A 24,590-nucleotide genomic window follows, 5' to 3' on the forward strand; every position below is an offset into this window, starting at 1 on the left:
ATTTTTATCTATAAAAAGGAACGGGACATGACTTCCACCCCCACTTCTCAAACCGCCGCCCCCGGCGCAACGCGGACCGGACAGGCGCTGCGCGTCCTGGCGGGCGTCGCCCTGCTGACCGCCAGCGCCAAGATCCAGGTGCCGTTCTGGCCGGTGCCGATGACGCTGCAGATCGCCGCGATGATGGTGCTGGCCGCCGCGTACGGGCTGCGGCTGGGCAGCGCGACGATGATCGCCTACCTGGCCGTCGGCGCGGCGGGTCTGCCGGTCTTCGCCGGTACGCCGGAAAAGGGCATCGGGCTGGCCTATATGCTGGGCGGCACCGGCGGGTATCTGGCCGGGTTCCTGGCCGCGACCGTGATCGTCGGCTTCGCCGCCGACCGGCTGGCGAAACTGGCGCTGTGGCCCGCGATGGCGATGGGACTGGTCGCGATCTATGCGCTTGGCCTCGGCTGGCTGGCGCAATTCGTGCCGGGCGACAAGCTGCTGGCCTATGGCTTCACCCCGTTCATCCTGGGCGACGCGGTGAAGATCACCATCGCCGCACTGCTGGTCTGGGCCGCGCCCAAGGCGCTGATGGTGAAGTTGCGGGGCGCCGGGCTGGATCGCTGATATCCGGCCCAGCCCTTCCCGGTTGAAACACCGCATGCACCGCGCGAACGCGGTGCATGCCCTAGACGACAGCGTCAGCCCCGCCGCTTCGTCACGCGGACAGCAAGCGCGAAGGCCAGAGGCGAGACCCCCTGCGTCAAGATGAAGGCGATAGGCCAGGCCGTAATCGCCTGCCGGGGCCAGCCGGCCAGCCATTCCGCCGTCGGCCCGATGGCGATGAGGGACATGAAGCCAGACATGAGCACCGCCATCATGACGGTGATCAGGAGTTGCGCGACAATCAGCGTTTTTCGATCCATTGAGATGCTTTCCGTAATTGCGGTCGGTCGGGGCAGTGTCGACTCCCCCGGCACCGACCATGTTTCAGGTCGATGCCGCGGGTTCGCGCTTGGGCGCGACTGGATCTCTGACAGGCAGAGGGCCGGAATAACCAAACCGGCCTCGCAATCTTTTCGGCCCTTGGGAAATACGCCCGCGTCCCGCGCCGTGCAACCGCGAAAGGGGCCCGATCCGGCGTTTCAGGCTTACCCCGCGTCGGTTTGCGCCTTGAGCCGCGCGACCAAATCGTACAAAGACGGTGCAACTTATTTTCCGAAGGAGACCGAGACCATGTCGAACGCCCAACTGGAGCAAGCGATCGAAGCCGCGTGGGACGCACGCGACACCATCACCCCGGCCACCACCGGCGAAACCCGCGAGGCCATCGAAGAGACGCTGAACGCGCTGGACAGCGGGACGCTGCGCGTCGCCGAGAAAATGGAAAACGGCGACTGGCACGTGAACCAGTGGGCCAAGAAGGCCGTTCTGCTGGGCTTCCGCCTGAAGGACATGGAAATCCAGGACGGCGGCCCGCAGGGTTCCGGCTGGTGGGACAAGGTCGACAGCAAGTTCAAGGGCTGGGGCGAAAACCAGTGGAAGGCCGCGGGCTTCCGCGCCGTGCCGAACTGCGTCGTGCGCAAATCGGCCTTCATCGCGCCGGGCGTGGTGCTGATGCCGTCCTTCGTGAACCTCGGCGCCTACGTGGATGAAGGCACCATGGTCGACACCTGGGCCACGGTGGGCAGCTGCGCCCAGATCGGCAAGGGCGTGCACCTGTCGGGCGGCGTCGGCATCGGCGGCGTGCTGGAACCGATGCAGGCGGGCCCGACCATCATCGAGGACAACTGCTTCATCGGCGCCCGCTCGGAAGTGGTCGAAGGCGTGATCGTGCGCGAAGGCTCGGTGCTGGGCATGGGCGTGTTCATCGGCCAGTCGACCAAGATCGTCGACCGCGAAACCGGCGAAGTCATGTATGGCGAAGTACCGCCCTATTCGGTGGTCGTCGCCGGGTCGATGCCGTCGAAGAACGGCGTCAGCCTGTACTGCGCGGTGATCGTGAAGCGGGTCGACGAACGGACCCGGTCGAAAACCGGCATCAACGAATTGCTGCGCGACTGATCGCAGCCAAATCGCGAATTTCGGAAAGGGCGGCCTGCGGGGCCGCCCTTTGCATTTGCAGCATCCCCCTTGACATTTCGCAGCGCGGAAGAAATTTCTATGCATGCGACCCGAGGCCCTTTGCCCGGCGCATCCTGTCCGAAGGCCGCGTTCCATTCCTTACCGCCGTCCACCACGGCAGATCGCGACATTCCGATGAAACCCAAACTGCTCACCACGCTGCAGACCTATAACCGTTCCCTGTTCCTGTCCGACCTCTTCGCCGGGATCAGCGTTGCCATGGTGGCGCTGCCGCTGAGCATCGCCATCGCCATCGCGTCCGGCGCGGGGCCGGAAAAGGGGCTGATCACCGCCATCGTCGCGGGGTTCCTGATTTCCGCCCTGGGCGGCAGCCGGGTGCAGATCGGCGGCCCGACCGGGGCCTTCATCGTGGTGGTCTTCGGGGTGATCGCCGAACATGGCTATGACGGGTTGGTGCTGGCCACCTTCATGGCGGGGATCATCCTGCTGATCGCCGGGTTCCTGCGGCTGGGCAACCTGATCCGCCATGTGCCCGAACCGGTGATCGACGGCTTCACCATCGGTATCGCGGTGATCATCGCCACCAGCCAGTTGAAGGACCTGCTGGGCCTGCCGCTGGACAAGGTGCCGGCCGATTTCATCGCCAAGCTGGAAACCCTGTGGGGCGCGCGCGACGGTCTGAACCTGGCCGCGCTGCTGATCGGGCTGGTGACGATGATCCTGATCGTGACCCTGCGCCGGATGGCGCCGCGCTTCCCGGGGCTGATCCTGGCGGTGGCGGCAACCTCGGCCGTGGTGGCGCTTGCGCAGCTGCCGGTCGACACGATCTTCAGCCGCTACGGCGCTTTGCCCAGCACCCTGCCGATGCCGGCCCCGCCCGATCTCAGCGCCGCGCGGATCGCCGAATTGCTGCCCTCAGCCTTCGTCATCGCCTTCCTCGCCGGGGTGGAATCGCTGCTGTCGGCGATCGTCGCCGACCGGATGAGCGGCGGCAAACACCGGCCCAACGCCGAAGTGCTGGCACAGGGCTGGGCCAACATCGGATCGTCGCTGTTCACCGGCATGCCCGCGACCGGCGCCATCGCCCGCACCGCCACCAATGTGAACGCGGGCGGCAAGACGCCGGTGGCCGGGCTGATCCATGCGCTGACCATCCTGGTGGTGATGATGGTCGCCGCGCCGCTGGCCGGGTACCTGGTGATGCCGGCACTGGCCGGGCTGCTGATGATAACCGCCTGGAACATGAGCGAGCCGCATAAATGGCATAACTACCTGTCGATGCGACGTTCCGATCAGTTGCTGCTGGTGCTGACCCTGGTGCTGACCGTGCTGGCCGACCTGACCGTGGCGATCGGGGTGGGCGTGGCGCTTGGCCTGGCGCTGCGGCTGCGCCGCCGCGAGGTGCAGCCGCCCGAATGGACGCCGCCGGAACGCTGAGGCGTTAAATCCAAAGCGCCGCGGCGCGATTTGCGCGAGTGGTCTTGATCGCGCGCGCGGCCCGGCGTATTGGCGAAGAATGAGCGAGAAAAAGCAAAAGAAACCGTCCCGGCAGCAGGTTTACACCCTGCTGGTACAGGTCGGCCGCAAAGACGGCGACGGGCTGCCCGAGGGCGCGACCGGCGCGGCGCTGATGGTCTATTCCAGCGGCGTGGACGAAGCCGAGGCGGTGCGCGAAACCGTCGCCATCCTGAAACAGGCCGACATGGCGCCGCTGGACGTGACCGGCTACGGCACGCTGGACGAACGGCTGGAACAGGGCCACGACATCAACGCCGAGGAACGCGAACTGATGGACCGGGCGCTGGCGGAAAACGCGGTGATCGTGGCGCAGATGACGCCGTTTTTCGAAGACGAGTGAGAGTGATTTTAGACAGGTGTTTGTCTAGCTGAGCGATACGAGAAACGACCGACGCAAGCGACGCGCTCAAATCAGATGCTCCGCCCGGCTGAAGGCTGGGCAGCCCCCGACCGCCCCCATGGGCGGGGGCTTCACCCCCACCCGCGGCCGGGGGATGCCCTTAGCGATCTTATTTGCTTGTCTGCCGCATTTCCCGGAACCACGCCTCACGCCGCCCGCAGATCGGCCAGCGTGTTGGCTTCGAAATGATCCAGCACCGGGAAGGCGGGCGCGGCATGTTCGGGCAGGCGCGACCGGTCGCACCCGGCCAGAAGGCTGGCCCCGATCACATCGCGATTGCGCCGCAGCCGCCCCATGAACAGCGTTTCCAACGGCGCGCCCGCGGCCAGAACCGGTTCGTTGCCGGGCAGCAGGACCTGGTAATAGCTCGCCGTTTCCGCCTTGTCGTGACGGATCGCCGACACGCCGTTGACCAGATGCCCGGCGGGCACCAGCACGTTTTGTTTGCCGAACAGGTATTCCACCGCCGATCCCCCGATCCGCAGCCGCTGTTCTGCCCCCACGACGATATCCTGCTGCAGCCCGAAATAGGGCGCGCGCAGGCGTACCGGGCTGAACGATCCGCGCGCGGGTACCGTGCGCCGGATCACCGCCAGCACCGGCTGCGCGCCATGGCCCGGCGAGCGGATCAGATCGCCGCGCCGGATCTGGCTCGCCCGGCGATATCCCTGCGCCGTCAGCACCGGAACCGACCCCGACAATCCCGGCATCGGCCCGACCGGTTCGATTTCGGTGGAAATGGCAAAGAAGGTCACGCCGCGATCCATCTGCCGCTGCAGCGGGTCCAGCGTCATCACCCGCAGGTCCGACAGCAAGAGCGGCTTGGGATCGCGCAGTTCCTGCACGAACACCTGGCCCGAGGCGATCCGTTCCACCGCCAGCCGCCCCCAGCGCGCAGGCGCATCCCAGGAATAGGTCACCCGCAGGGTTTCGGTTTGCGACACCGCCCCGTGTTTCAGCACGGTGTGGAACACGTCCTTGCCCTGCGCCACCACCAGGACGATCCCGCCCGAGGGCAATTCCTGCACCGACAGGCTGCTGACCCAGGGGTGATCGCGGTGATAGCCGATCAGATTGCGCGGCCGCCCGTCGCCGGGCAGCTTGGTTTCGAACAGGATGCTGCCACGGGTCAGCAGGCTGTTCGGGGTCAGGTCCTGCCGCGCCGGGCCGCCATTACCGCCGTCGATCCCACCGAGGTCGAAAATCTGCCGGTCCTGATCTGACAGCGCGATCCAACTCATTCAGGCCACCTCGAGTCCCCGGCTGATCAGCCGGGCCTCGTATCCGCGCAGAGTGCGCCGCGCCGCCGGGCCATAACCTTCGCCGCTTTCGGGGTCGAGTTCGGGGAACAACTCGCAAATCTCGGCCATGGTTTCGCGTTCGAAACTGTCGCACATCTGCGGCCCCGGCAGGAAGCTTTCGGTTTCCAGCCCCTCGGACCAGATGATCTGGTGCTCGTCGAACATCACGTGGACATAGGTCACGCTGTCGCCCTCGATCTGCTGCACCGAATGGCCGTTGACCAGTTCGCGGGCGGCGACCAGAACCTCGGGCGTGCCGAACAGAAGGTCGCTCAGGCTGTCGCGCACCAGCACCCGGTGCAGCGGCGACACCCACAATTCGCGGTGATTGCCGAAGGTCTTCTTGGCGATGCGGATCGGGGCGTAATCGCCCGTGGCCGCGACCTCGCGCGATCCGATCCAGCTGACCGGCTGCGGCCCGTTATCCTTGGTCAGCACCAGATCGCCGGGCTGCAAGGATTCGACCGGCACCGCCCCGTCAGGGGTGCGGATGCGGGTGCCTGCCACGAAACAGGGCACCTGATTGATGGTGACGAAGGCGGTGTCGGACACGCCGGTATCCGATTCCACCGTGTAGGAGAAGATTGCGCTTTCCTCGTCGCCATCGGCGATCACCGTGATGGTGCCGTCGGCATTGACCTGCAATTGCTGCCCGGTCGACAGGGTCACCACCGAACCGGCCGAAACCGCCTGCCCATTGATATGGGTCAGGGTCAGGCTGCTGCCCGCCGGGCCGTTGTCATTCGCCATGACATCGACCGTCTTGCTGCCGCCGGGGGCGACATCCACCACGTCATCGCCCGCGATCAGCGCGGTCTGAATGCTGCCGCCCGCGATCAGCAGGTTGGAATCGTAGGACGAATCCGACACGTCGGCGATGCCGATCCGGATCGAATTCACCTCGCCCGGATTGACCGACATGGTCAGGGTCATGGTGGCGGTGAACCCGTCCATTTCCGTGTTGTATTCGTCGTTCAGGTTGGAAATGAACAGGCTTTGGTTATTGCCGCTGTTGATGTTGGCGGGGTCGATATCGCCGTCGCCGATGCCAAGTTCGACGAATTCGTCGTTCACCCAGACGCCGATGAAATCCTGGTACAGGCTGTCGGTATATTCGGGGTATTCCTCGGACGAAAACACGAACTGGATCGTCATCGTATCGCCATCGGGGATGAATTCGACGTCGAGGAAAGACGCGTCATAGGTATTGGTGCCGGCGGCCGCGTTAAAATCGGCGTTATTATTGATGCCGCTGGTATTGGTCGAGGTGTTGCTGGCCTGGTTGGTGTCGGTGTTGGTATTGCCCCAGTTGCCGCCATTGCCGTTGCCGTTATTGCCCCAGCTGTTGTTATTGCCGTTATTGCCCCAGCCGTTCCACCCGTTCCAGCCGCCCCAATTGCTATCGCTGCTGCCATTGGTGAAATCGCTGGCATGACCGGTGGACAGGATCACCCCGGTATCGCCGGGGGTGACATCCGGTGCGATGCTGTCGCCGTCGGAATAGATGCCCGACGACTGGTTGTCGCCGGAATAGCTGGCACTGACGACGGTGACGCCCGCGCCGAAGATTTCCTCCGCCATCTCGACGGCGGACGCACTGGTATCGATCGTTAGTTCCTGCGCCGTTGGCATGCTCTGCCCCATTCCTCTTGCGGCAGCGCACATTGACGGCAGCAAACCGGCGATACCGGTTCGTTTTCCTTGAAATCTGCTCGTCCGGGCCTTTTGGCCTTCGGTTTTTGCGCCCTGCCTCGGGTCATTTTCCTGCAGGAATACACCCGAAAGTATATGTTTGTTAAGTGCTTGTTGGCTTCCGGTCCTGCGCTTCTGCGCGACAGATGCAATCGGGTAACAGCTGCGCCTCGCGCCAATTGCGGTTTGCCCCGTTTCACGCTACCCCAACCCCAAGCAAGGGAGCCCGCCATGACCCAGAACCATCCGTCGCCCATCGATCCGGCCAAACTGACCGCCGACCTGATCCGCTGTCCTTCGGTCACCCCCGAAGAAGGCGGCGCGCTGCAGCTGCTGCAGGCGCTGCTGGAAGACGCCGGTTTCGCCTGCACCCGGGTGGACCGCAACGGCACCCCGAACCTGTTCGCCCGCTGGGGCGACAAGGGGCACGCGAAAAGCTTCGGCTTCAACGGCCATACCGACGTGGTGCCTGTGGGGGACGAAGCGGCCTGGACCGTCGGCCCGTTCAGCGCCACCGAAAAGGACGGCATGATCTGGGGCCGGGGCGCAACCGACATGAAATCGGGCGTCGCGGCCTTCGCCGCGGCGGCGGTTGATTTCGTCCGCCAAACCCCGCCCGAGGGCGCCGTCATCCTGACCATCACCGGCGATGAGGAAGGCGATGCGCTGGACGGCACCACCGCCCTGCTGGACTGGATGGCGGATGAGGGCGAGGCGATGTCGGTCTGCCTGGTCGGCGAACCCACCTGCCCCAACGAGATGGGCGAGATGATCAAGATCGGCCGGCGCGGATCGATGACCGTGTGGTTCAGCTTTACCGGCGTGCAGGGCCATTCCGCCTATCCGCACCGCGCCAACAACCCGCTGCCTGCGATGGCGCGGCTGATGGACCGGCTGTCGTCGCATGTGCTGGACGAAGGCACCGATCATTTCGATCCCTCGACGCTGGCGGTGGTGACGATGGATACCGGAAACCCGGCCACCAACGTGATCCCGGCGCGCAGCAAGGCGACGGTGAACATCCGCTTCAACGACGCCCATTCCAGCGACAGCCTGACCCATTGGCTGCAGCAGGAAGCGAACCGGATCACCAAGGAAACCGGGATCGAGGTGGACATGGAAATCAAGGTGTCGGGCGAAAGCTTCCTGACCCCGCCGGGGCCGCTGTCGGACCTGGTCGCGAAATCGGTCGAGGCCGAAACCGGCACCATCCCGGAACTGTCCACCTCGGGCGGCACCTCGGATGCGCGGTTCGTCAAGGATCACTGTCCGGTGGTGGAATTCGGGCTGGTGGGCAAGACCATGCACCAGGTCGACGAACGGGTGCCGGTGGACCAGATTCACCAGCTCAAAGCGATCTATACCCGCATCCTGTCGGATTATTTCGGATGAGCTGGGACATCTCGGAAAGCCCCGACCTGGCCGCCTGCCACGCGCTGCGGCGGGAGGTGTTCATCGAGGAACAGGGGATCGCCGAACCCGACGAATGGGACGATCTGGACGATCAGGCGGTGCATCTGCTGGCCACGATCGACGGCGTGCCGGTGGGCACCGCGCGGCTGCTGACCGACGGCAGCACCGGCAAGATCGGCCGCATCTGCGTGGTGAAATCGCAGCGCGGTACCGGGCTCGGCGCGGCGCTGGTGCGGGAAGGGATCGACCGCCTGTCGGCGATGGAGGGGATCGAAACGATCCGGCTCGGCGCGCAGCAATACGCGATCGGGTTTTACGAAAAGCTGGGTTTCGCGGTCTGCGGCCCGGTCTATGACGATGCCGGCATTCCCCATAGTGACATGGAACGCCCGGTGTGAACCCGCAACTGGTCGTCATGATCAAGGAACCGCGCCCGGGCCGGGTGAAAACCCGGCTGGGCCGCGACATCGGCATGATCAGGGCCGCCTGGTGGTTCCGCCATCAAACCGCTCGCCTGCTGCGGCGGCTGCAGGACCCGCATTGGGATTTAGTGCTGGCCGTTAGCCCCGATCACGAAGGCCTGTCGTCGCGCATCTGGCCCGCGCATCTGGAACGGATGCCGCAGGGCGCGGGCGATCTGGGCGACCGCATGGCGCGGGTGTTCCGGTCGCGCCCGCCGGGGCCGGTCTGCATCATTGGCGCCGACATTCCCGGCATCACCCCCGCCCATATCGCCCGCGCCTTCCGCGCCTTGGGCAATCATGACGCGGTGTTCGGCCCGGCGCCGGATGGCGGCTATTGGCTGGTCGGGCTGAAACGGGTTGCTCCGCCGCCCGCCACCCTGTTCCAAGATGTCCGCTGGTCCAGCGAACACGCGCTGGCCGACACGATCGCCACCCTGCCCGGCCTTCGCATCGCCCGGATCGATACCCTGCATGATGTGGATTGCGCGGCAGACCTGATCGCCGCGCGTCAGCCCTGACGGGCAGTTTCGCCGCCTAGCTTCGCCGCCGCGCGATTTCCCGGTACAGCGCTTCCCGGCTGACGCCCAGTTCGGCGGCCAGCGCGCTGCGCCCTCCCTTGCCGGGCAGGTCCCCGTTCAGCGCCAGCCACATGTCCAGCCGCTGCGCCACCGTCTTCAGCCCGCGGATTTCGGCCCGCGCCCGGGCCGCCTGGATGCCGCGCGCAAGATGGGAAACCCATGCCCTTTCAAGCGCCGCATCCCGGCTCAGCAGATCGAGGAAAACGGGCTTGGGCAGGACCTTGCAGAGACTGTCCTCCAACGCGATCCCGTCGCAGTGATAGGCATCGGAATAGACCGAGGCCTCGGCCAGAACGTCGCCATCACGGGCGGTCTGCATGATCATTTCGGCACCGGTTTCGGCCACCCGGCGCAGGGCAAGACAGCCGGAGGACACGCAATAGACCCGCCGCACCGGGTCGCCGACATGGAACAGGCTGTCGCCCGCGACGATGGCAACCGGCTGCGCCGTTTCAAATAAGCGTGAAATCGGATCGGACATGATCATTATCATATCTTGTGCCGACCGCCTGCGGCAAGCTCCCCGCGATCATCAAACGGAGCCCGTCATGCGACCCCATATCCTTGTCCTGTCCCTCGCGATGCTCGCCTTGCCGGTTGCGGCGCAGCAGGCGATGCCGATGGATCATGCCAGCCACATGATGGAGGGGCACGCGATGACCCACGACATGCCCGCCCCGGAACAGGCCGCCATGTCCGGCCCGCGCGAACCCGGCCAGTCGGCCTTCGCCGCGATCCAGGAAATCGTGAACCTGCTGATGGCCGATCCCGGCACCGACTGGGATCAGGTGAATATCGACGGGTTGCGCGACCACCTGGTCGACATGGACAACGTCACCCTGCACGCCGCCGTGAAAACCGAACGGATCGAAGGCGGCGCGCGCTTCACCGTGACCTCGCCCGATCCGGCCGTGGCCGCATCGATCACCCGGATGATCAGCGCCCATGCGGGCACGATGGATGGCGTGACCGGCTGGCGGATGACATCCATGCCGCTCGACACCGGGGCGGAAATGGAAGTCACGGGCGACGCCGGTGAGGACGCGAAAATCAGGGCACTCGGCTTCTTCGGGGTGATGAGTTTCGGGATGCATCACCAGGCCCATCACCTGGCGCTTGCCACCGGGCACAATCCGCACCAGCACTAGGCGATGACACCCGCCCGGCCACTGTTTTCCCGCGTGACGCCACGCCCGCGCCGTGCTACGCCAAACGCATGAGCAAACTGCCGACCAAGGACGAAATCCTGCAATGGATTTCGGACAACCCGACCCTCACCTCGAAACGCGATATCGCCAAGGCCTTTGGCATCAAGGGCGCTGCGCGGATCGACCTCAAGCGCATTTTGAAAGAGCTCGAGGATGAAGGCCATCTGCAGAAGCGCAAGAAGACCTATCGCGATCCCGACAAGCTGCCCCCGGTCAGCGTGCTGCAGATCACCGGCACCGATGCCGACGGCGATCTTTACGCGCGGCCGATGGAATGGCAGGGCGAAGGCGTCGAACCCATCATCCTGGTGATCCCGCGCGCCTCGGACCCGGCGCTTGGCGAAGGCGACCGCATCCTCGGCCGCTTGACCGAGGTGAAGGGCGAGAAACACCATTACGAGGCCCGGCTTATCCGCCGCATCGGCACCAACCCGCACAAGGTGCTGGGCGTGTTCAAGAAAACCGCCGAGGGCGGCCGCATCCTGCCGATCGACAAGGGCGACGGCAAGGAATGGCAAGTCCCCCCCGGCGCCACCGGCGGCGCCAAGGATGGCGAGCTGGTCGAGGCCGAACAAAGCGGCCCCAAGGGCCGGATGGGCCTGCCAAAAGCGCGTATCGTGACCCGGCTGGGCGATCCCACCGCGCCCAAGGCGGTGTCGCTGATCGCGATCCATCAACACGGCATCCCCGACGATTTTCCCGACGAGGTGATCGCCGAGGCCGACAAGATGAAACCGGCGGGCCTGAGCGGGCGCGAGGACATGCGCGACATGCCTCTGGTGACCATCGACCCGGTGGATGCGCGCGACCACGACGATGCCTGCTGGGCGCATGAGGACGACGATCCGAAGAACGACGGCGGTTACGTCATCTGGGTCGCCATCGCCGATGTCGCCCATTACGTGACCTCGGGCAGCGCGCTGGACCGCGAGGCGCGCAAGCGCGGCAATTCCAGCTATTTCCCCGACCGGGTTGTGCCGATGCTGCCCGACCGGCTGTCGGGTGACCTGTGTTCGCTGCACGAAGGGGTGCCGCGCGCCTGTATCGCAGTGCGGATGCAGATCGACGCCAAAGGCGACAAGGTCGGCCACCGTTTCGTGCGCGGGCTGATGCGTTCGGCCGCGTCGCTGAATTATCAGGAGGTGCAGGACGCCCGCGACGGCAAGCCCAACGACAAATGCGGCCCCCTGATGGAGGACGTGATCGACCCGCTTTACGAGGCCTATGCGCTGCTGGTGAAGGCGCGCAACCGGCGCCAGCCGCTGGACCTGGATCTGCCCGAACGCAAAGTGGTGCTGAGCGACGAGGGCAAGGTGCTGAGCGTCAATTTCCGCGACCGACTGGATGCGCATAAGCTGATCGAGGAATTCATGATCCTCGCCAATGTCGCCGCCGCTGAAACGCTGGTCACCCGCCGGTCGCCGCTGCTGTTCCGGGTGCACGAGGAACCGAGCCCCGAAAAGTTGGAAGCCTTGCGCGAAACCGCCCAGGCCTCGGGCCTGGTGCTGGCCAAGGGGCAGGTGCTGCAGACCCGGCACCTGAACCAGCTTCTCGCCGCCGCCGAGGGCACCGATTACGACGAGCTGATCAACATGTCGACGCTCAGGGCGATGACGCAGGCCTATTACAGCCCGGCCAATTTCGGCCATTTCGGGCTGGCGTTGCAGGCCTACGCGCATTTCACCTCGCCGATCCGGCGTTATTCCGACCTGATCGTGCACCGGGCGCTGATTTCGGCGCATCAATGGGGCAAGGACGGGCTGAGCCCGGGTGACGCCGAAATCCTCGAACAGACCGCAACCCATATCAGCGAAACCGAACGCCGCTCGATGATGGCCGAACGCGACACCACCGACCGCTATCTCGCCGCCTTCCTGTCGGAACGGGTGGGCAACGAATTCAGCGGCCGGATCAGCGGCGTGGCCAAGTTCGGCGTCTTCGTGCGGATGGACGATACCGGCGCCGATGGCTTGATCCCGATCCGCACCCTGGGCAGCGAATATTTCCACTTCGACGCCGAATCGGGAACCCTGATGGGCGCCGATACCGGGTTGACCCTGTCGCTGGGCCAGCGGGTGACGGTGAAACTGACCGAGGCCAGCCCGGTCACCGGGGGCATCGCGCTGGAACTGGTCAGCCTGGAAGGCGAAACGGTGCCACGCGGGCCGGTGCGCGGCCGCGGCAAACCGGCCAAGCGCCGCGCGGTCAAGGCCAAGCGCAAGGCGGACAAGGTCAAGCGCAAGGTGGAACGCCGTCGGCGCTGATCCGCCGGAAATCGGCGGCGCTTTGCGCGCCGGTCCGCGTTCCGCGTTTGCATCCTTCCTTGCGCTTCGCTTTCACGCTACCATTTACCCAAGCAAAGCCGGTTTTAACGGGGCGCGAGCAATGGTCATGTTTAAATTTCTGCCCGCAATCACGGGCATCGTATGTCTTTCCACTTCGGCAATGGCCGATCCGGTCGATCAGTCGTTGCGCCCGCAGCAGCGCCCGGGCGCTGCCGCGCAGGTCGCTGGCGAAGCCGTTCAGGTGTCGAGCAAGAACCTGGGCTTCGAACGCTGGATCGCGGGTTTTCGCAAACGCGCCAATGCCGCCGGGATTTCCCAGGCCACCTTCGACCGCGCTTTCCGGGACGTCAAATACAATGCCGACGTGATCCAGAAGGACCGCAACCAGTCGGAATTCACCAAGACGATCTGGGAATACCTCGACAGCGCCGCTTCGGATACGCGGGTCAGCAACGGCCGCAAGGCGCTGCAACAGCACGGCCGCACCCTGCGCGCGATCGAAGCCAAGTATGGCGTCGACAAGGAAGTCGTCGCCGCCGTCTGGGGGCTGGAAAGCGCCTATGGCACCTATCGCGGATCGACCAACGTGATCGAGGCCTTGGCGACGCTTGCCTATGACGGTCGGCGCGGCCGGTTCTTCGAGGCGCAGCTGATCGATGCGCTGAAAATCCTGCAAACGGGCGACACCACGCCGCGCAACATGACCGGCAGCTGGGCAGGCGCGATGGGCCATACCCAGTTCATCCCCTCCTCCTACCAGGCCTTCGCGGTGGATTTCACTGGCGACGGGCGGCGCGACATCTGGTCGGACGATCCCGCCGACGCGCTGGCCTCCACCGCGTCCTATCTGGCGCGGCACGGCTGGACCAAGGGGCAACCCTGGGGGGTCGAGGTGAAGCTGCCGCAGGGGTTCAACTATGCGCTGGCCAACCGCAAGACCCAGAAAATGCCGTCGGAATGGGCGCGCATGGGGGTGACCGGGATGGACGGCCGCCCGGTACGCGATTACGGCGCGGCCTCGGTACTGCTGCCGGCGGGGGCGCAGGGCGCGGCCTTCCTGATCTTCAAGAACTTCGCGGTGATCGAACGCTACAACACGGCGGATGCCTATGTGATCGGAGTCGGCCATCTCAGCGACCGGCTGAAGGGCGGCCCGAAGATCAAGTCGAAATGGCCGCGCGGCGACCGGGCTCTGAGCTTTGCCGAACGCAAGGAAATGCAAAAGCTGCTGACCCAGAACGGGTTCGACACCCAGAAGATCGACGGCAAGATCGGGCCGCTGACGATCCAGGCGGTGCGCGGATACCAGCGCTCGGTCGGGATGGAACCGGACGGTTACGCCTCGCTCAATATCCTGAAAAAACTGCGCCGGAACTGATTGCCAAACGCGGCAGCACTTGGCATGGTCACCCCGTTCTCAGGGCGGGGTGAAATTCCCCACCGGCGGTAAGGGTGAAACGCCCCGAGCCCGCGAGCGCCTTGGCGGTTCCGTCGAGGGTCAGCAGATCTGGTGCGATTCCAGAGCCGACGGTCACAGTCCGGATGGAAGAGAACGACAGAGGACCGGTTTCCCGGCCCTTTCCTGTCGTCTGCCGCCTTGGGTGACATGTGTCGATAGGAAAGGAAAACGCATGACACTCAACCGCTATGCCTTCGTCAAGGCCAACTGGCATTCCGATATCGTCGATCAGGCGCTTGTCGGGTTTACCGAATTGATCCCCGCCGAGCAGGTCGACGTGTTCGACGTACCCGGCGCATTCGAAATGCCGCTGGTGGCGCGCGATCTGGCCGAATCGGGGCGTTATGCCGCCGTCGCGGCGGCCGCCTTCGTGGTCGATGGCGGCATCTACCGGCACGATTTCGTGGCGCAGGCCGTGGTCGACGGGTTGATGCGCGCCGGGATGGATAGCGGCGTGCCAGTTCTGTCGGTGTCGCTGACCCCGCACCAGTATCAGGAAACCGACCATCACAACGCGATCTACCGCGCGCATTTCGTGGAAAAGGGCCGCGAAGCCGCCCGGGCTGCGCTGATGATCGGCAAGACGCGGGCGCAACTGGCCGCCTGATTCTCACCCCCGGTCAGGTTTTGGCCGGGGGGTTCGCCGCTCCCTTGCGGGCGCGTCTCGCAACGAGGCAGCCCGCACAGGGCTGACGCGTTACTTGGCTACGAATTCCGACTTGGCGTAGCCCTGCACGTACAGCAGCGAGGTCAGGTCGCCGAAATTGATCCGCACGTCGCATTGCGCCGCGACGGTGGGTTTCGCGTGCAGCGCCACGCCGGTTCCGGCGCGGCCCAGCATGCCCAGATCGTTGGCGCCGTCGCCCACCGCGATGACATCCGATTCCTCGATCTGCAGGTGCTTGGAAATCCGTTCCAACGCCTCGACCTTGGCTTCGCGCCCCAGGATCGGACGGGCCACGTCGCCGGTCAGAAAACCGTCCTCGGCAAGCAGGATATTGGCGTGATTTTCGTCGAAATTCAGTTCCTTGGCGACCTTGCGGGTGAAGGCGGTGAAGCCGCCCGACACCAGCGCAGCATAGCCGCCCGCCGCCTTCATCGTCGCGATCAATTCGCGCCCGCCGGGCATGAAGGTGATGCGTTCTTTCAGCACCTTGTCGATGACGCTTTCCTGCAGCCCCTTCAGCAGCCCGACCCGTTCCAGCAGCGCGCCTTCGAAATCCAGCTCGCCGTTCATCGCGCGCGCGGTGATTTCCGACACCCGCTCGCCGACGCCGGCCTCATCGGCCAGCTCATCGATGCATTCCTGCCGGATCATTGTGCTGTCCATATCAGCCAGCAGCATCGTCTTGCGGCGCCCCGCGACCGGCTGCACCACCATGTCCAGACCCATGCGCTGGACGTCTTCCCAGACGTCCCAGCGGTTGCCCGGAACCTGCGGAATTTCAAATTCCGCCGCCTCGTCCGGGGCCAGCCAGACCACATCGCCGCCGCCCCAGGCATTGCGCAGCGAATCAAGCAAGGATGCCTGCAGATGCGGCTCATCGGGATTGCTCAGGAGGGTCACGACATACATGTGAAAGTTTCCGATCGTAGCTGTTTGGGGTCGCAAATCGACGCTCGAGCGGCGCTATAGCGGCATTTTGGCTATTGTGAAAGCGGATCAACGCGACTATTTCCAGCAGTGGGACACCTCTCCCCAACGAGAGGCGCTTATCTGGAAGGGTAGCATTCATGGCTATTGAACAACCGGCAACGCGGCCGGCAAACCCGCGTTTTTCCTCTGGCCCCTGCGCCAAGATCCCCACATTCACCCTGGATAAACTTTCCGATGCCGCACTGGGCCGGTCGCACCGCGCCGCCGTCGGCAAGGACAAGCTGAAAGCGGCCATCGAAGGCACGCGCGAAATCCTGGGCATCCCCGCAGATTACAAGATCGGCATCGTTCCCGCCTCGGATACCGGCGCGGTCGAAATGGCCATGTGGTCGCTTCTGGGCGAACGCAAGGTCGAGATGCTGGCCTGGGAAAGCTTTGGCTCGGGCTGGGTCACCGACGTGGTGAAACAGCTGAAACTCGACGCCGAGGTCAAGACCGCCGAATACGGTCAGATCGTCGATCTGACTTCGGTCGATTGCAACAACGATGTCGTCTTCACCTGGAACGGCACCACCTCGGGCGTGCGCGTTCCCAACGGCGACTGGATCGCCGACGACCGCGAAGGCCTGACCATCTGCGACGCCACCTCGGCCGCTTTCGCGATGGACCTGCCCTGGGACAAGCTCGACGTGGTGACCTTCTCCTGGCAGAAGGTGCTGGGCGGCGAAGCGGCGCACGGCATGCTGATCCTCAGCCCCCGCGCCGTCGAACGGCTGGAAAGCTACACCCCGGCATGGCCGATGCCGAAAATCTTCCGCCTGACCAAGGGCGGCAAGCTGATCGAAGGCATCTTCCGCGGCGAAACCATCAACACGCCCTCGATGCTGGCGGTGGAAGATTACCTGGTCGCGCTGGACTGGGCCCGCGAAGTCGGCGGGCTGCAGGGCCTGATCGCCCGCGCGAACGCCAACACCAAGGCGATCGCCGATTTCGTCGAACTGCACGACTGGATCGATTTCCTGGCCCACGACCCGGCCACCGTGTCGAACACCAGCGTTTGCCTGAAGTTCACCGACGACCGGATCAAGGACGGCGCAGCCTTCGCCAAGGCCGTGGCCAAGCGGATGGAAGCCGAAGGCGCGGCGCTGGATATCGGTGCTTACCGCGACGCTCCGGCGGGTCTGCGTATCTGGTGTGGTGGCACGGTTGAGCTTTCGAATATCGAAGCGATGCTGCCCTGGCTCGAATGGGCCTTCCAGACCGAGATCGAGGCTCAAGGCTAATATCCGTGATCGAGGTCACCTTCGATACCGGCTTTGCAGAAGTCAGGTTTTGGGCAAAAGGTGAGGGTATATCGGGCCACAGGAGCGGCCCAAAAACCTGGCCGAAACCCGTAACTCCCGGTCCTATCGACTGGTGTCATCTTGATGCCCTCGTGCTGAACTGCAGCGCTGGATCGGTCTTCGAAGTTGGCCTCGACTACACGGAAAAACATGGCTGGAAAGCATGGGAAGAAGGTGGCGAAGCCCTCATGTGCGCTCTGTTCGAACATGTCGATGGACACCAGGCTGCGATTGGCCTGCGCGACTATGAATGGGCTGAAGAGCACATGAACCTCACGGTTCAGGACGCCGCCAAGCTCCCTGCCAAAGCTTGGGCAAAATACAAAGCGAACTCGTCAGCGGAGCGTGAATTCGAAATTTCGCTGGCACTCACAAACTCTCCGGCTGATGACATGGAGGCACTGTCTCCATGGCTTTACGTCGACAAGATACTCAAATTCTAAAAGGACGTCCCAAATGGCTCCCAAAGTACTCATCTCCGACAAGCTGTCCGACGCCGCCGTTCAGATCTTCAAGGATCGCGGCATCGACGTGGATTTCCTGCCCGACGTGGGCAAGGACAAGGACAAGCTGGCCGAAATCATCGGTCAGTATGACGGCCTGGCGATCCGGTCGGCCACCAAGGTGACCCCGACCATCCTGGAAAACGCCACCAACCTGAAGGTGATCGGCCGCGCCGGCATCGGCACCGACAACATCGACAAGGAAGCGGCGTCGAAAAAAGGCGTGATCGTGATGAACACGCCCTTCGGCAACATGATCACCACCGCCGAACACGCCATCGCGATGATGTTCGCCGCCGCCCGCCAGCTGCCCGAGGCCAGCGCCTCGACCCATGCCGGCAAGTGGGAAAAGTCGAAATTCATGGGGGTCGAGCTGACCCACAAGACGCTGGGCGTGATCGGTGCGGGCAATATCGGCGGCATCGTCTGCGACCGCGCCCGCGGCCTGAAGATGAAGGTCATCGCCTATGACCCCTTCCTGAGCCAGGAAAAGGCCGACATGATGCAGGTCGAAAAGGTCGAACTGGACGATCTGCTGGCACGCGCCGATTTCATCACCCTGCACGTGCCGCTGACCGACGGCACCCGCAACATCCTGAGCCGCGAAAACCTGGCCAAGACCAAGAAGGGCGTGCGCATCATCAACTGTGCCCGCGGCGGCCTGGTCGACGAAGAAGCGCTGGCCGACCTGATCAAGTCGGGCCATGTGGCAGGCGCCGCCTTCGACGTGTTCTCGGAAGAGCCGGCGAAGGAAAACCCGCTGTTTGGCCTGCCCAACGTGGTCTGCACCCCGCACCTGGGCGCGGCGACCACCGAAGCGCAGGAAAACGTCGCCCTGCAGGTGGCCGAGCAGATGTCGAACTACCTGCTGGACGGCGCCGTCGAGAACGCGCTGAACATGCCATCGATGACCGCCGAGGAAGCCAAGGTCATGGGCCCCTGGGTCGCTCTGGCCGGTCACCTGGGCAGCTTCATCGGTCAGCTGACCGAGGAACCGGTCAAGGCGATCAACATCCTCTATGACGGTGTGGTGTCCGAAATGAACCTGCCGGCGCTGAACTGCGCCGTGGTGGCGGGGATCATGAAGAAGGTGAACCCGGATGTGAACATGGTGTCGGCCCCGGTCGTCGCCAAGGAACGCGGCATCCAGATTTCGACCACCAACCAGGATAAATCGGGCGCCTTCGAAGGCTACATCAAGGTGACCGTGGTGACCCCGGAACGCGAACGCTCGATCGCGGGCACCGTGTTCAGCGACGGCAAGCCGCGCTTCATCCAGATCAAGGGCATCAACATCGACGCCGAAGTCGGCGGCAACATGCTCTACACCACCAACGAGGACGTGCCGGGCATCATCGGTACCCTGGGCGGTGTCCTGGGCCAGAACGGCGTCAACATCGCCAACTTCACCCTGGGCCGCGCCGAAGCGGGCGGTGAAGCCATCGCGCTGCTTTACGTCGACAACGTCCTGGAACAGAAGGTTCTCGACGATCTGGCCGCGACCGGCCTGTTCAAGCAGATCCGGCCGCTGTCCTTCGACGTGGCCTGATCACCGCACAGATGAGATGAAATGGCGCCGTCCCCGACCGGGGCGGCGCCTTTTCTTTGCCGGTCACGCCCGGGCGCGCGATTTCAGCACCACCGCCAGAAAGATCAGCATCGAAATCAGCGTCAGGATCGATCCGACCTTGGCGAAGGTCTCGCCCTGATGGCGCAGCGCCATCACGATCCCCGGCACCATTGTCGTGACGCCGAAAAACGCGGCGCCCAGATGAAGTTTCGGCAAGATGCCCTCGGCCGCTGACGGCACCGTGTGATAGTAGAAGGCGAAAAGCGCCATCGTCACCCATCCCACCAGGTTCAAATGCGCATGCGCCGGGGCCAAGGTATAGGTATGGGTTGCCGACATCTGGATGCCCCAGCCCATCCCGAGAACGACCGCCATAGCGGCCAAAACCATGAAATAAAAAGCTATTCCCTTCATTATCCGTCCCTCGCTGTGATCAATACGCCCGGCGCTTACGGCCGGATCTTTATGTGGCTTTTCAGCCGTTTAAATCTTTTCGGCCTGGCCGCGCCTGATATCCGCGCCCGGGGGCCGTTTCGTTCAAAATGACGTCTTCAATGGCATCGCGCCCTGGCGCGAAATGGCGCCATCATGCCCGATGTTCGCATTTCGGCCAAGCTGCAGCGCAATACCGCCCCTTCAGCGCCCGCCCGGACGGGCGCATCTGCCGCGCGTTCCGCCCTTCCGGTCCGGTCCGATCCGCGATAGCGTCGCGCCGCAAAGCAAACCCCGAGGACGACGAATGACCGATACCCCGATCTACGCGGTGGGCGATATCCACGGCTATCTGGAGCAGCTGGACTGGGCCATCGACCTGATCGAAAGGGACGGCGGCAAGGAGGCGCGCATCGTCTTTCTGGGCGACCTGGTCGACCGTGGGCCGGACAGCCGCAAGGTGATCGACCGGCTGATGGCGGGGATCGAGGCGGGGCGCGACTGGACCGTGATGCGCGGCAATCACGACGAGGTGTTCAAGAATTTCCTCGAATCCGGCATCGCGGATCATCCCCGCATCCGGCCCGGCGTCGACTGGTTCCATGAAAGGGTCGGCGGGCGGGCCACCCTGGCCTCCTACGGGGTGGAAGACCTGGACCGACCGCTTGAAGAGCTGTGGAAGGACGCGCAGGAACGGGTGCCGCAGCGGCATCTGGATTTCCTGAAATCGCGCCCGTTCAGCAAGGAAATGGGGCAGTTTCTGTTCGTCCATGCCGGTATCCGCCCCGGGGTGGCGCTGGACCGGCAGGACCCGCAGGATATGATCTGGATCCGCAACGAATTCCTCGATTTCGAAGATCCGCACCCCTGGCTTGTGGTGCATGGCCACACCCACCGGCCCACCGCCGAACATCACGGCAACCGGGTCAATCTCGACAGCGGCGCGGGCTATGGTCAGCCGATCACGGCCGCCGTGTTCGAAGACGGCCGGGTCTGGACGCTTACACCGCTGGGCCGCGAGGAACTGCAGCCTAAGTAGAACTACCGAAAGCGGCTTCTGACGGAACGTTCCCGCTGTTATTGCGCCGCCGATCCGCTAGGTTTGCCGCAACCTTTGCAAGGGAGAGGACTCATGACCGATATCGTAATCCTGGACGGTGTGCGCACCGCAATCGGCACTTTCGGCGGATCGCTGGCCGGGGTGCCCCCGACCCAGTTGGCCGCCATCGCCACCAAGGAAGCCCTAGCGCGTTCTAACGTGGACGCGGCGCAGATCGGCCACGTGGTGTTCGGCCACGTGATCAACACCGAACCGCGCGACATGTATGTCAGCCGCGTCGCGGCGATCGAGGCGGGCATTCCCGACAGCACCCCGGCGATGAACGTCAACCGGCTGTGCGGCTCGGGCGCGCAGGCCATCGTTTCGGCCACCCAGAGCCTGATGCTGGGCGATGCCGATTTCGCCGTCGCCGGCGGCGCCGAATGCATGAGCCGTTCGCCCTATATCGTTCCGGCGCAACGCTGGGGCCAGAAGATGGGCGACATCCAGACCATCGACATGATGCTGGGAACGCTGAACTGCCCGTTCGGGTCCGGCCATATGGGCGTGACGGCGGAAAACGTCGCCTGCGAACATGGCATCAGCCGCGAAGACATGGACGCCTTCGCGATGACCAGCCAGGAACGCGCGGCGGCGGCTATCGAAGCGGGGTATTTCAAGTCGCAGATCGTGCCGGTCGAGGTGAAGGTCAAGCGCGACACGGTGATGTTCGACACCGACGAACACCCCAAGCGTTCGACTCTGGAAGGGTTGGCGGGCCTGCGCCCGGCCTTCAAGAAGGACGGGTCGGTCACGGCGGGCAACGCCTCGGGCATCAATGACGGCGCCGCGGCGCTGGTGTTGGCCCGGGCCGATGCAGCCGAAAAGGCCGGGCTGAAGCCCAAGGCGCGGGTCATCGGCTATGCCCATGCCGGCGTGCGCCCCGAGGTGATGGGCATCGGCCCGATCCCGGCGGTCGAAAAGCTGCTGGAAAAAACCGGGCTGAAAGCCAGCGATTTCGACGTGATCGAATCGAACGAAGCCTTCGCCGCCCAGGCCATCGCGGTGAACCGGGCGCTGGATCTGGACCCGGCCAAGGTGAACCCCAACGGCGGCGCCATCGCGCTTGGCCACCCGGTCGGGGCGACCGGCGCTCTGGTCACCGTGAAGGCGCTTTATGAGCTGGAGCGGACCGGCGGGTCCAAGGCGCTGATCACCATGTGCATCGGCGGCGGTCAGGGCATCGCGCTGGCCATCGAGCGTCTGTGAACCAGAAAGCCGGGGCGATATCGCCCCGGCCTGAAATCTTGTAGGGCGGGTGCCGCGGCGCCCGCCTTATTTCATCAGCACCACTGGCACCTTGCAGGTGCGGATCATCTGTTCCGTCGTCGACCCGATGATCAGGCTGCGGATGCGGGAATGGCCATAGGCCCCCATCACCAGCAGATCATAGCCTTCACCATCGACGAGATCGCCAAGCGCCGTTTCCGGCTGGCCTTCGATCACCTTGACCTCGGCCTGATGCCCGCCTGCGGCCAGCGTCGCCTTGGCGTCGTCCAGCCCGCGCTTGATCGCATCGCTGGGCTTGCCCACCGTCACCACGGTGCAGGCCAGCCCGGCGAACAGCGGATCGCGCGCCACGTAATCCACCGCCTTCATCGCGCTGACCCCGCCGTCGAAGGCGATCAGCACTTTTTCGATCGGCTTGAACGCCCGGTTGGCGACAAACACCGGCGTCTTCGCCGCCCGCACGATCCGTTCCAGGTTCGACCCCAGATGCATCTTAGCGAAATCCGCCGCCTCGCCGCGCTTGCCGATCACGATCAGGTCGGCATCGGCTTCCTGGCTGGTCACCGTTTCCACGATGTCGCCGTTGCGCAGATGCGGGGTGACGGCGGCCACGCCATCGCCCTCGATCAGCGCCTTGGCGTCGTCCAGGATCGCCCGCCCCTGCGCCTGCGCCAGCTTGGCGCGCTGCGCGTCAAGCTCGGCCAGGTCGGCCATGATCTTGCTCCGCGCGCCGAGGCGCAGGTTGCCGCTCAGGTCGCCATTGGTCCCTTCGCGCCGTCCCAGCACGTGAAACAGATCGACCGAGGCGCCGATCCGGCCCGCGATCCATCCGACATGGTGGCAGACGCTTTCGGAATAATCCGACCCGTCCACCAATGCGATGATCTTGCTCATATCCGCCCCCCTCAATGCGCCAGCAGCTTGTCAGCCGCGCCGGGCTTGTCATGCTCGCCCAGCTTGTCGACGATGGTGCGCGACGCTTCGTTCATGCCCTTGATTTCCACCTCGGCGCCGTCACGGCGGAACTTGAGCACAGCCATGTCCAGCGCCGCAACCGAAGAAATGTCCCAGATATGGGCGCGGCTGACATCGATCACGACCTTTTCCAGCGCCTCGCGGAAATCGAAGGCCTTCATGAAATCGTCGGACGAGGCGAAGAACAGCTGCCCCTCGACGATATAGGTGCGCTGGCGCCCGTCCTCGGACAGTTCCGAACGCACCGCGAACAGCTGCGCGATCTTCCAGGCGAAGAAGATGCCCGACAGCAGCACGCCGACCAGCACACCGATCGCCAGGTTATGGGTGAACACCACGAAGACCACCGTCGCCACCATCACGATGGAAGACGAGGCGGGATGTTCGCGCAGCGAGGTGATCGACGACCAGCTGAAGGTGCCCACCGACACCATGATCATGATCGCCACCAAGGCCGCCATCGGGATGCGCGCCACCAGATCGCCCAGGAACACCACCAGGATCAACAACACAGCGCCCGCGATGAAGGTCGACAACCGCCCGCGCCCGCCCGATTTCACGTTGATCATCGACTGGCCGATCATCGCGCAACCGGCCATGCCGCCAATGAAGCCGGTGCAGAAATTCGCCACGCCCTGGCCGATACATTCCTGGTTCTTGCTGGAATTGGTGTCGGTCAGTTCGTCCACCAGGTTCTGGGTCATCAGGCTTTCCAGCAGGCCCACCGCCGCGACCGCCGCCGAATAGGGCAGGATGATCATCAGCGTTTCCATGTTCAGCGGAATGTCGGGCAGCAGGAAGATGGGCAAGGTGTCGGGCAATTCGCCCATGTCCCCCACCGTGCGCAGGTCGAGGCCGAGGCTGAGCGATACGATGGTCAGGATGACGATGCAGACCAGCGGCGACGGGATCGCCTTGGTCAGCAGCGGGAAGGTATAGATGATGACCAGACCTGCCGCGACCATCACGTAAGTCAGCGGCGGCACGTCGATCAGTTCCGGCAGCTGCGCCATGAAGATCAGGATCGCCAGCGCATTGACGAAGCCCGTCATCACCGACCGCGACACGAAGCGCATCACGTAACCCAGCCGCAACAGCCCGGCCCCCACCTGCAGCACGCCTGCGAGGATCGTCGCGGCCAGCAGGTATTGCAGCCCGTGATCCTTCACCAGCGTCACCATCAGAACGGCGGTCGCGGCGGTGGCCGCCGAAATCATCCCCGGACGGCCGCCGACGAAGGCGGTGATCACGGCGATCGAGAACGACGCGTAAAGCCCTACTTTCGGGTCGACGCCTGCGATGATCGAAAAGGCAATCGCTTCGGGGATCAGCGCCAGGGCCACAACCAGCCCCGACAGCAGGTCGGCGCGGATATTGCCGAACCATTCATGCTTGTAGGAAGAAAGGGACATCATCGGCAATCTGGCCTCCGTTCCCGGCCGCCCATGACGGG

The 24,590-nt window shown here is 64.4% G+C and carries 24 protein-coding genes and 1 riboswitch; of the genes, 16 read left to right on the forward strand and 8 right to left on the reverse strand.

Annotated features, from left to right (window positions below; genetic code table 11):
* The first annotated feature begins 27 nt into the window (after positions 1-27).
* Positions 28-612: a biotin transporter BioY gene (locus tag GR167_RS06940; protein WP_160972744.1), complete on the forward strand. Its 585-nt coding sequence runs from the start codon at positions 28-30 to the stop codon at positions 610-612.
* Between the two features lie 74 nt (positions 613-686).
* Here the strand turns inward: GR167_RS06940 and GR167_RS06945 are convergent, their stop codons facing one another.
* Positions 687-911, reverse strand: a complete 225-nt coding sequence (locus GR167_RS06945) for a DUF2798 domain-containing protein (protein ID WP_160972745.1) — start codon at positions 909-911, stop codon at positions 687-689.
* A gap of 310 nt (positions 912-1,221) precedes the next feature.
* Between GR167_RS06945 and dapD the strand changes: the two genes are divergently transcribed.
* The 3 genes from dapD to GR167_RS06960 all read left to right on the forward strand — a co-directional run bounded on the left by dapD (position 1,222) and on the right by GR167_RS06960 (position 3,928).
* Positions 1,222-2,049 carry a 2,3,4,5-tetrahydropyridine-2,6-dicarboxylate N-succinyltransferase gene (gene dapD / locus GR167_RS06950; RefSeq protein WP_160972746.1) on the forward strand — a complete coding sequence of 276 codons (828 nt, stop codon included), beginning with the start codon at positions 1,222-1,224 and terminating at the stop codon, positions 2,047-2,049.
* A gap of 195 nt (positions 2,050-2,244) precedes the next feature.
* The gene (locus GR167_RS06955) at positions 2,245-3,507 is read left to right on the forward strand and encodes a SulP family inorganic anion transporter (RefSeq protein WP_160972747.1); all 1,263 of its coding nucleotides are present in this window, start codon (positions 2,245-2,247) and stop codon (positions 3,505-3,507) included.
* Positions 3,508-3,586: 79 nt separating this feature from the next.
* Positions 3,587-3,928, forward strand: a complete 342-nt coding sequence (locus GR167_RS06960) for a DUF8846 family protein (protein ID WP_160972748.1) — start codon at positions 3,587-3,589, stop codon at positions 3,926-3,928.
* Between the two features lie 206 nt (positions 3,929-4,134).
* Here the strand turns inward: GR167_RS06960 and GR167_RS06965 are convergent, their stop codons facing one another.
* A complete protein-coding gene (locus GR167_RS06965) occupies positions 4,135-5,229 on the reverse strand; it encodes a Hint domain-containing protein (protein WP_160972749.1) in 1,095 nt (364 codons plus the stop codon).
* Entirely contained in the window at positions 5,230-6,921 is a 1,692-nt protein-coding gene (locus tag GR167_RS06970) for a Hint domain-containing protein (RefSeq protein ID WP_160972750.1), read from the reverse strand.
* 291 nt (positions 6,922-7,212) lie between these two features.
* Here GR167_RS06970 and dapE point away from each other — a divergent pair, with 291 nt between their 5' ends.
* Genes dapE through GR167_RS06985 form a run of 3 tightly spaced genes read left to right on the forward strand, consistent with a single transcriptional unit; the run spans position 7,213 to position 9,376 of the window.
* On the forward strand, positions 7,213-8,373 hold the full coding sequence (gene dapE, locus GR167_RS06975; RefSeq protein WP_160972751.1) for a succinyl-diaminopimelate desuccinylase: 1,161 nt from the start codon (positions 7,213-7,215) through the stop codon (positions 8,371-8,373).
* Positions 8,370-8,792 carry a GNAT family N-acetyltransferase gene (locus GR167_RS06980; RefSeq protein ID WP_160972752.1) on the forward strand — a complete coding sequence of 141 codons (423 nt, stop codon included), beginning with the start codon at positions 8,370-8,372 and terminating at the stop codon, positions 8,790-8,792. The genes dapE and GR167_RS06980 overlap by 4 nt, the downstream gene beginning before the upstream one ends.
* A gap of 17 nt (positions 8,793-8,809) precedes the next feature.
* Complete coding sequence (locus tag GR167_RS06985; protein WP_212769877.1) at positions 8,810-9,376, forward strand: TIGR04282 family arsenosugar biosynthesis glycosyltransferase; 567 nt, start codon at positions 8,810-8,812, stop codon at positions 9,374-9,376.
* A gap of 16 nt (positions 9,377-9,392) precedes the next feature.
* On the opposite strand, the gene GR167_RS06990 is transcribed toward GR167_RS06985, so the two are convergent.
* Positions 9,393-9,917 carry a Crp/Fnr family transcriptional regulator gene (locus GR167_RS06990; protein ID WP_160972754.1) on the reverse strand — a complete coding sequence of 175 codons (525 nt, stop codon included), beginning with the start codon at positions 9,915-9,917 and terminating at the stop codon, positions 9,393-9,395.
* 67 nt (positions 9,918-9,984) lie between these two features.
* Between GR167_RS06990 and GR167_RS06995 the strand changes: the two genes are divergently transcribed.
* The 4 genes from GR167_RS06995 to GR167_RS07010 all read left to right on the forward strand — a co-directional run bounded on the left by GR167_RS06995 (position 9,985) and on the right by GR167_RS07010 (position 14,995).
* Positions 9,985-10,584: a hypothetical protein gene (locus GR167_RS06995; RefSeq protein ID WP_235915873.1), complete on the forward strand. Its 600-nt coding sequence runs from the start codon at positions 9,985-9,987 to the stop codon at positions 10,582-10,584.
* A gap of 68 nt (positions 10,585-10,652) precedes the next feature.
* Positions 10,653-12,908, forward strand: coding sequence for a ribonuclease R (gene rnr / locus GR167_RS07000; protein ID WP_160972755.1), 2,256 nt, complete (start codon positions 10,653-10,655; stop codon positions 12,906-12,908).
* A gap of 127 nt (positions 12,909-13,035) precedes the next feature.
* The gene (locus GR167_RS07005) at positions 13,036-14,307 is read left to right on the forward strand and encodes a lytic murein transglycosylase (protein ID WP_235915874.1); all 1,272 of its coding nucleotides are present in this window, start codon (positions 13,036-13,038) and stop codon (positions 14,305-14,307) included.
* 31 nt (positions 14,308-14,338) lie between these two features.
* Positions 14,339-14,487, forward strand: a riboswitch (FMN riboswitch).
* Between the two features lie 73 nt (positions 14,488-14,560).
* Positions 14,561-14,995, forward strand: coding sequence for a 6,7-dimethyl-8-ribityllumazine synthase (locus GR167_RS07010; RefSeq protein WP_160972757.1), 435 nt, complete (start codon positions 14,561-14,563; stop codon positions 14,993-14,995).
* Between the two features lie 90 nt (positions 14,996-15,085).
* Here the strand turns inward: GR167_RS07010 and serB are convergent, their stop codons facing one another.
* On the reverse strand, positions 15,086-15,964 hold the full coding sequence (gene serB / locus GR167_RS07015; RefSeq protein WP_160972758.1) for a phosphoserine phosphatase SerB: 879 nt from the start codon (positions 15,962-15,964) through the stop codon (positions 15,086-15,088).
* Between the two features lie 158 nt (positions 15,965-16,122).
* On the opposite strand from serB, the gene GR167_RS07020 reads away from it, so the two are divergent.
* Genes GR167_RS07020 through serA form a run of 3 tightly spaced genes read left to right on the forward strand, consistent with a single transcriptional unit; the run spans position 16,123 to position 19,380 of the window.
* On the forward strand, positions 16,123-17,268 hold the full coding sequence (locus GR167_RS07020; protein WP_160972759.1) for a phosphoserine transaminase: 1,146 nt from the start codon (positions 16,123-16,125) through the stop codon (positions 17,266-17,268).
* A 5-nt stretch (positions 17,269-17,273) separates the two neighbouring features.
* Positions 17,274-17,771, forward strand: a complete 498-nt coding sequence (locus GR167_RS07025) for a hypothetical protein (protein WP_160972760.1) — start codon at positions 17,274-17,276, stop codon at positions 17,769-17,771.
* Between the two features lie 13 nt (positions 17,772-17,784).
* Positions 17,785-19,380 (forward strand): phosphoglycerate dehydrogenase, encoded by a 1,596-nt coding sequence (gene serA, locus GR167_RS07030; protein ID WP_160972761.1) that lies wholly within the window; start codon positions 17,785-17,787, stop codon positions 19,378-19,380.
* 63 nt (positions 19,381-19,443) lie between these two features.
* On the opposite strand, the gene GR167_RS07035 is transcribed toward serA, so the two are convergent.
* Positions 19,444-19,776 carry a hypothetical protein gene (locus GR167_RS07035; protein WP_235915875.1) on the reverse strand — a complete coding sequence of 111 codons (333 nt, stop codon included), beginning with the start codon at positions 19,774-19,776 and terminating at the stop codon, positions 19,444-19,446.
* Positions 19,777-20,140: 364 nt separating this feature from the next.
* Here GR167_RS07035 and GR167_RS07040 point away from each other — a divergent pair, with 364 nt between their 5' ends.
* Together GR167_RS07040 and GR167_RS07045 are read left to right on the forward strand one after the other, a co-directional pair.
* Positions 20,141-20,872, forward strand: a complete 732-nt coding sequence (locus GR167_RS07040) for a metallophosphoesterase family protein (protein WP_160972763.1) — start codon at positions 20,141-20,143, stop codon at positions 20,870-20,872.
* Positions 20,873-20,965: 93 nt separating this feature from the next.
* Positions 20,966-22,141: an acetyl-CoA C-acyltransferase family protein gene (locus GR167_RS07045; RefSeq protein WP_160972764.1), complete on the forward strand. Its 1,176-nt coding sequence runs from the start codon at positions 20,966-20,968 to the stop codon at positions 22,139-22,141.
* Positions 22,142-22,207: 66 nt separating this feature from the next.
* Here the strand turns inward: GR167_RS07045 and GR167_RS07050 are convergent, their stop codons facing one another.
* Both GR167_RS07050 and GR167_RS07055 read right to left on the reverse strand, forming a co-directional pair.
* On the reverse strand, positions 22,208-23,056 hold the full coding sequence (locus GR167_RS07050) for a universal stress protein (protein ID WP_160972765.1): 849 nt from the start codon (positions 23,054-23,056) through the stop codon (positions 22,208-22,210).
* Positions 23,057-23,067: 11 nt separating this feature from the next.
* On the reverse strand, positions 23,068-24,552 hold the full coding sequence (locus GR167_RS07055) for a SulP family inorganic anion transporter (RefSeq protein WP_160972766.1): 1,485 nt from the start codon (positions 24,550-24,552) through the stop codon (positions 23,068-23,070).
* Positions 24,553-24,590: the final 38 nt, after the last annotated feature.

The sequence above is a fragment of the Thalassovita mangrovi genome (assembly GCF_009857745.1).
Taxonomy (GTDB): domain Bacteria; phylum Pseudomonadota; class Alphaproteobacteria; order Rhodobacterales; family Rhodobacteraceae; genus Thalassobius; species Thalassobius mangrovi.

Bases quoted from the DNA above. Each gene is read 5' to 3' on its own strand.
- GR167_RS06940 (WP_160972744.1), top strand. From the start codon at position 28: ATGACTTCCACCCCCACTTCTCAAACCGCCGCCCCCGGCGCAACGCGG.
- GR167_RS06945 (WP_160972745.1), bottom strand. From the start codon at position 911: ATGGATCGAAAAACGCTGATTGTCGCGCAACTCCTGATCACCGTCATG.
- dapD (WP_160972746.1), top strand. From the start codon at position 1,222: ATGTCGAACGCCCAACTGGAGCAAGCGATCGAAGCCGCGTGGGACGCA.
- GR167_RS06955 (WP_160972747.1), top strand. From the start codon at position 2,245: ATGAAACCCAAACTGCTCACCACGCTGCAGACCTATAACCGTTCCCTG.
- GR167_RS06960 (WP_160972748.1), top strand. From the start codon at position 3,587: ATGAGCGAGAAAAAGCAAAAGAAACCGTCCCGGCAGCAGGTTTACACC.
- GR167_RS06965 (WP_160972749.1), bottom strand. From the start codon at position 5,229: ATGAGTTGGATCGCGCTGTCAGATCAGGACCGGCAGATTTTCGACCTC.
- GR167_RS06970 (WP_160972750.1), bottom strand. From the start codon at position 6,921: ATGCCAACGGCGCAGGAACTAACGATCGATACCAGTGCGTCCGCCGTC.
- dapE (WP_160972751.1), top strand. From the start codon at position 7,213: ATGACCCAGAACCATCCGTCGCCCATCGATCCGGCCAAACTGACCGCC.
- GR167_RS06980 (WP_160972752.1), top strand. From the start codon at position 8,370: ATGAGCTGGGACATCTCGGAAAGCCCCGACCTGGCCGCCTGCCACGCG.
- GR167_RS06985 (WP_212769877.1), top strand. From the start codon at position 8,810: ATGATCAAGGAACCGCGCCCGGGCCGGGTGAAAACCCGGCTGGGCCGC.
- GR167_RS06990 (WP_160972754.1), bottom strand. From the start codon at position 9,917: ATGTCCGATCCGATTTCACGCTTATTTGAAACGGCGCAGCCGGTTGCC.
- GR167_RS06995 (WP_235915873.1), top strand. From the start codon at position 9,985: ATGCGACCCCATATCCTTGTCCTGTCCCTCGCGATGCTCGCCTTGCCG.
- rnr (WP_160972755.1), top strand. From the start codon at position 10,653: ATGAGCAAACTGCCGACCAAGGACGAAATCCTGCAATGGATTTCGGAC.
- GR167_RS07005 (WP_235915874.1), top strand. From the start codon at position 13,036: ATGTTTAAATTTCTGCCCGCAATCACGGGCATCGTATGTCTTTCCACT.
- GR167_RS07010 (WP_160972757.1), top strand. From the start codon at position 14,561: ATGACACTCAACCGCTATGCCTTCGTCAAGGCCAACTGGCATTCCGAT.
- serB (WP_160972758.1), bottom strand. From the start codon at position 15,964: ATGTATGTCGTGACCCTCCTGAGCAATCCCGATGAGCCGCATCTGCAG.
- GR167_RS07020 (WP_160972759.1), top strand. From the start codon at position 16,123: ATGGCTATTGAACAACCGGCAACGCGGCCGGCAAACCCGCGTTTTTCC.
- serA (WP_160972761.1), top strand. From the start codon at position 17,785: ATGGCTCCCAAAGTACTCATCTCCGACAAGCTGTCCGACGCCGCCGTT.
- GR167_RS07035 (WP_235915875.1), bottom strand. From the start codon at position 19,776: ATGGCGGTCGTTCTCGGGATGGGCTGGGGCATCCAGATGTCGGCAACC.
- GR167_RS07040 (WP_160972763.1), top strand. From the start codon at position 20,141: ATGACCGATACCCCGATCTACGCGGTGGGCGATATCCACGGCTATCTG.
- GR167_RS07045 (WP_160972764.1), top strand. From the start codon at position 20,966: ATGACCGATATCGTAATCCTGGACGGTGTGCGCACCGCAATCGGCACT.
- GR167_RS07050 (WP_160972765.1), bottom strand. From the start codon at position 23,056: ATGAGCAAGATCATCGCATTGGTGGACGGGTCGGATTATTCCGAAAGC.
- GR167_RS07055 (WP_160972766.1), bottom strand. From the start codon at position 24,552: ATGATGTCCCTTTCTTCCTACAAGCATGAATGGTTCGGCAATATCCGC.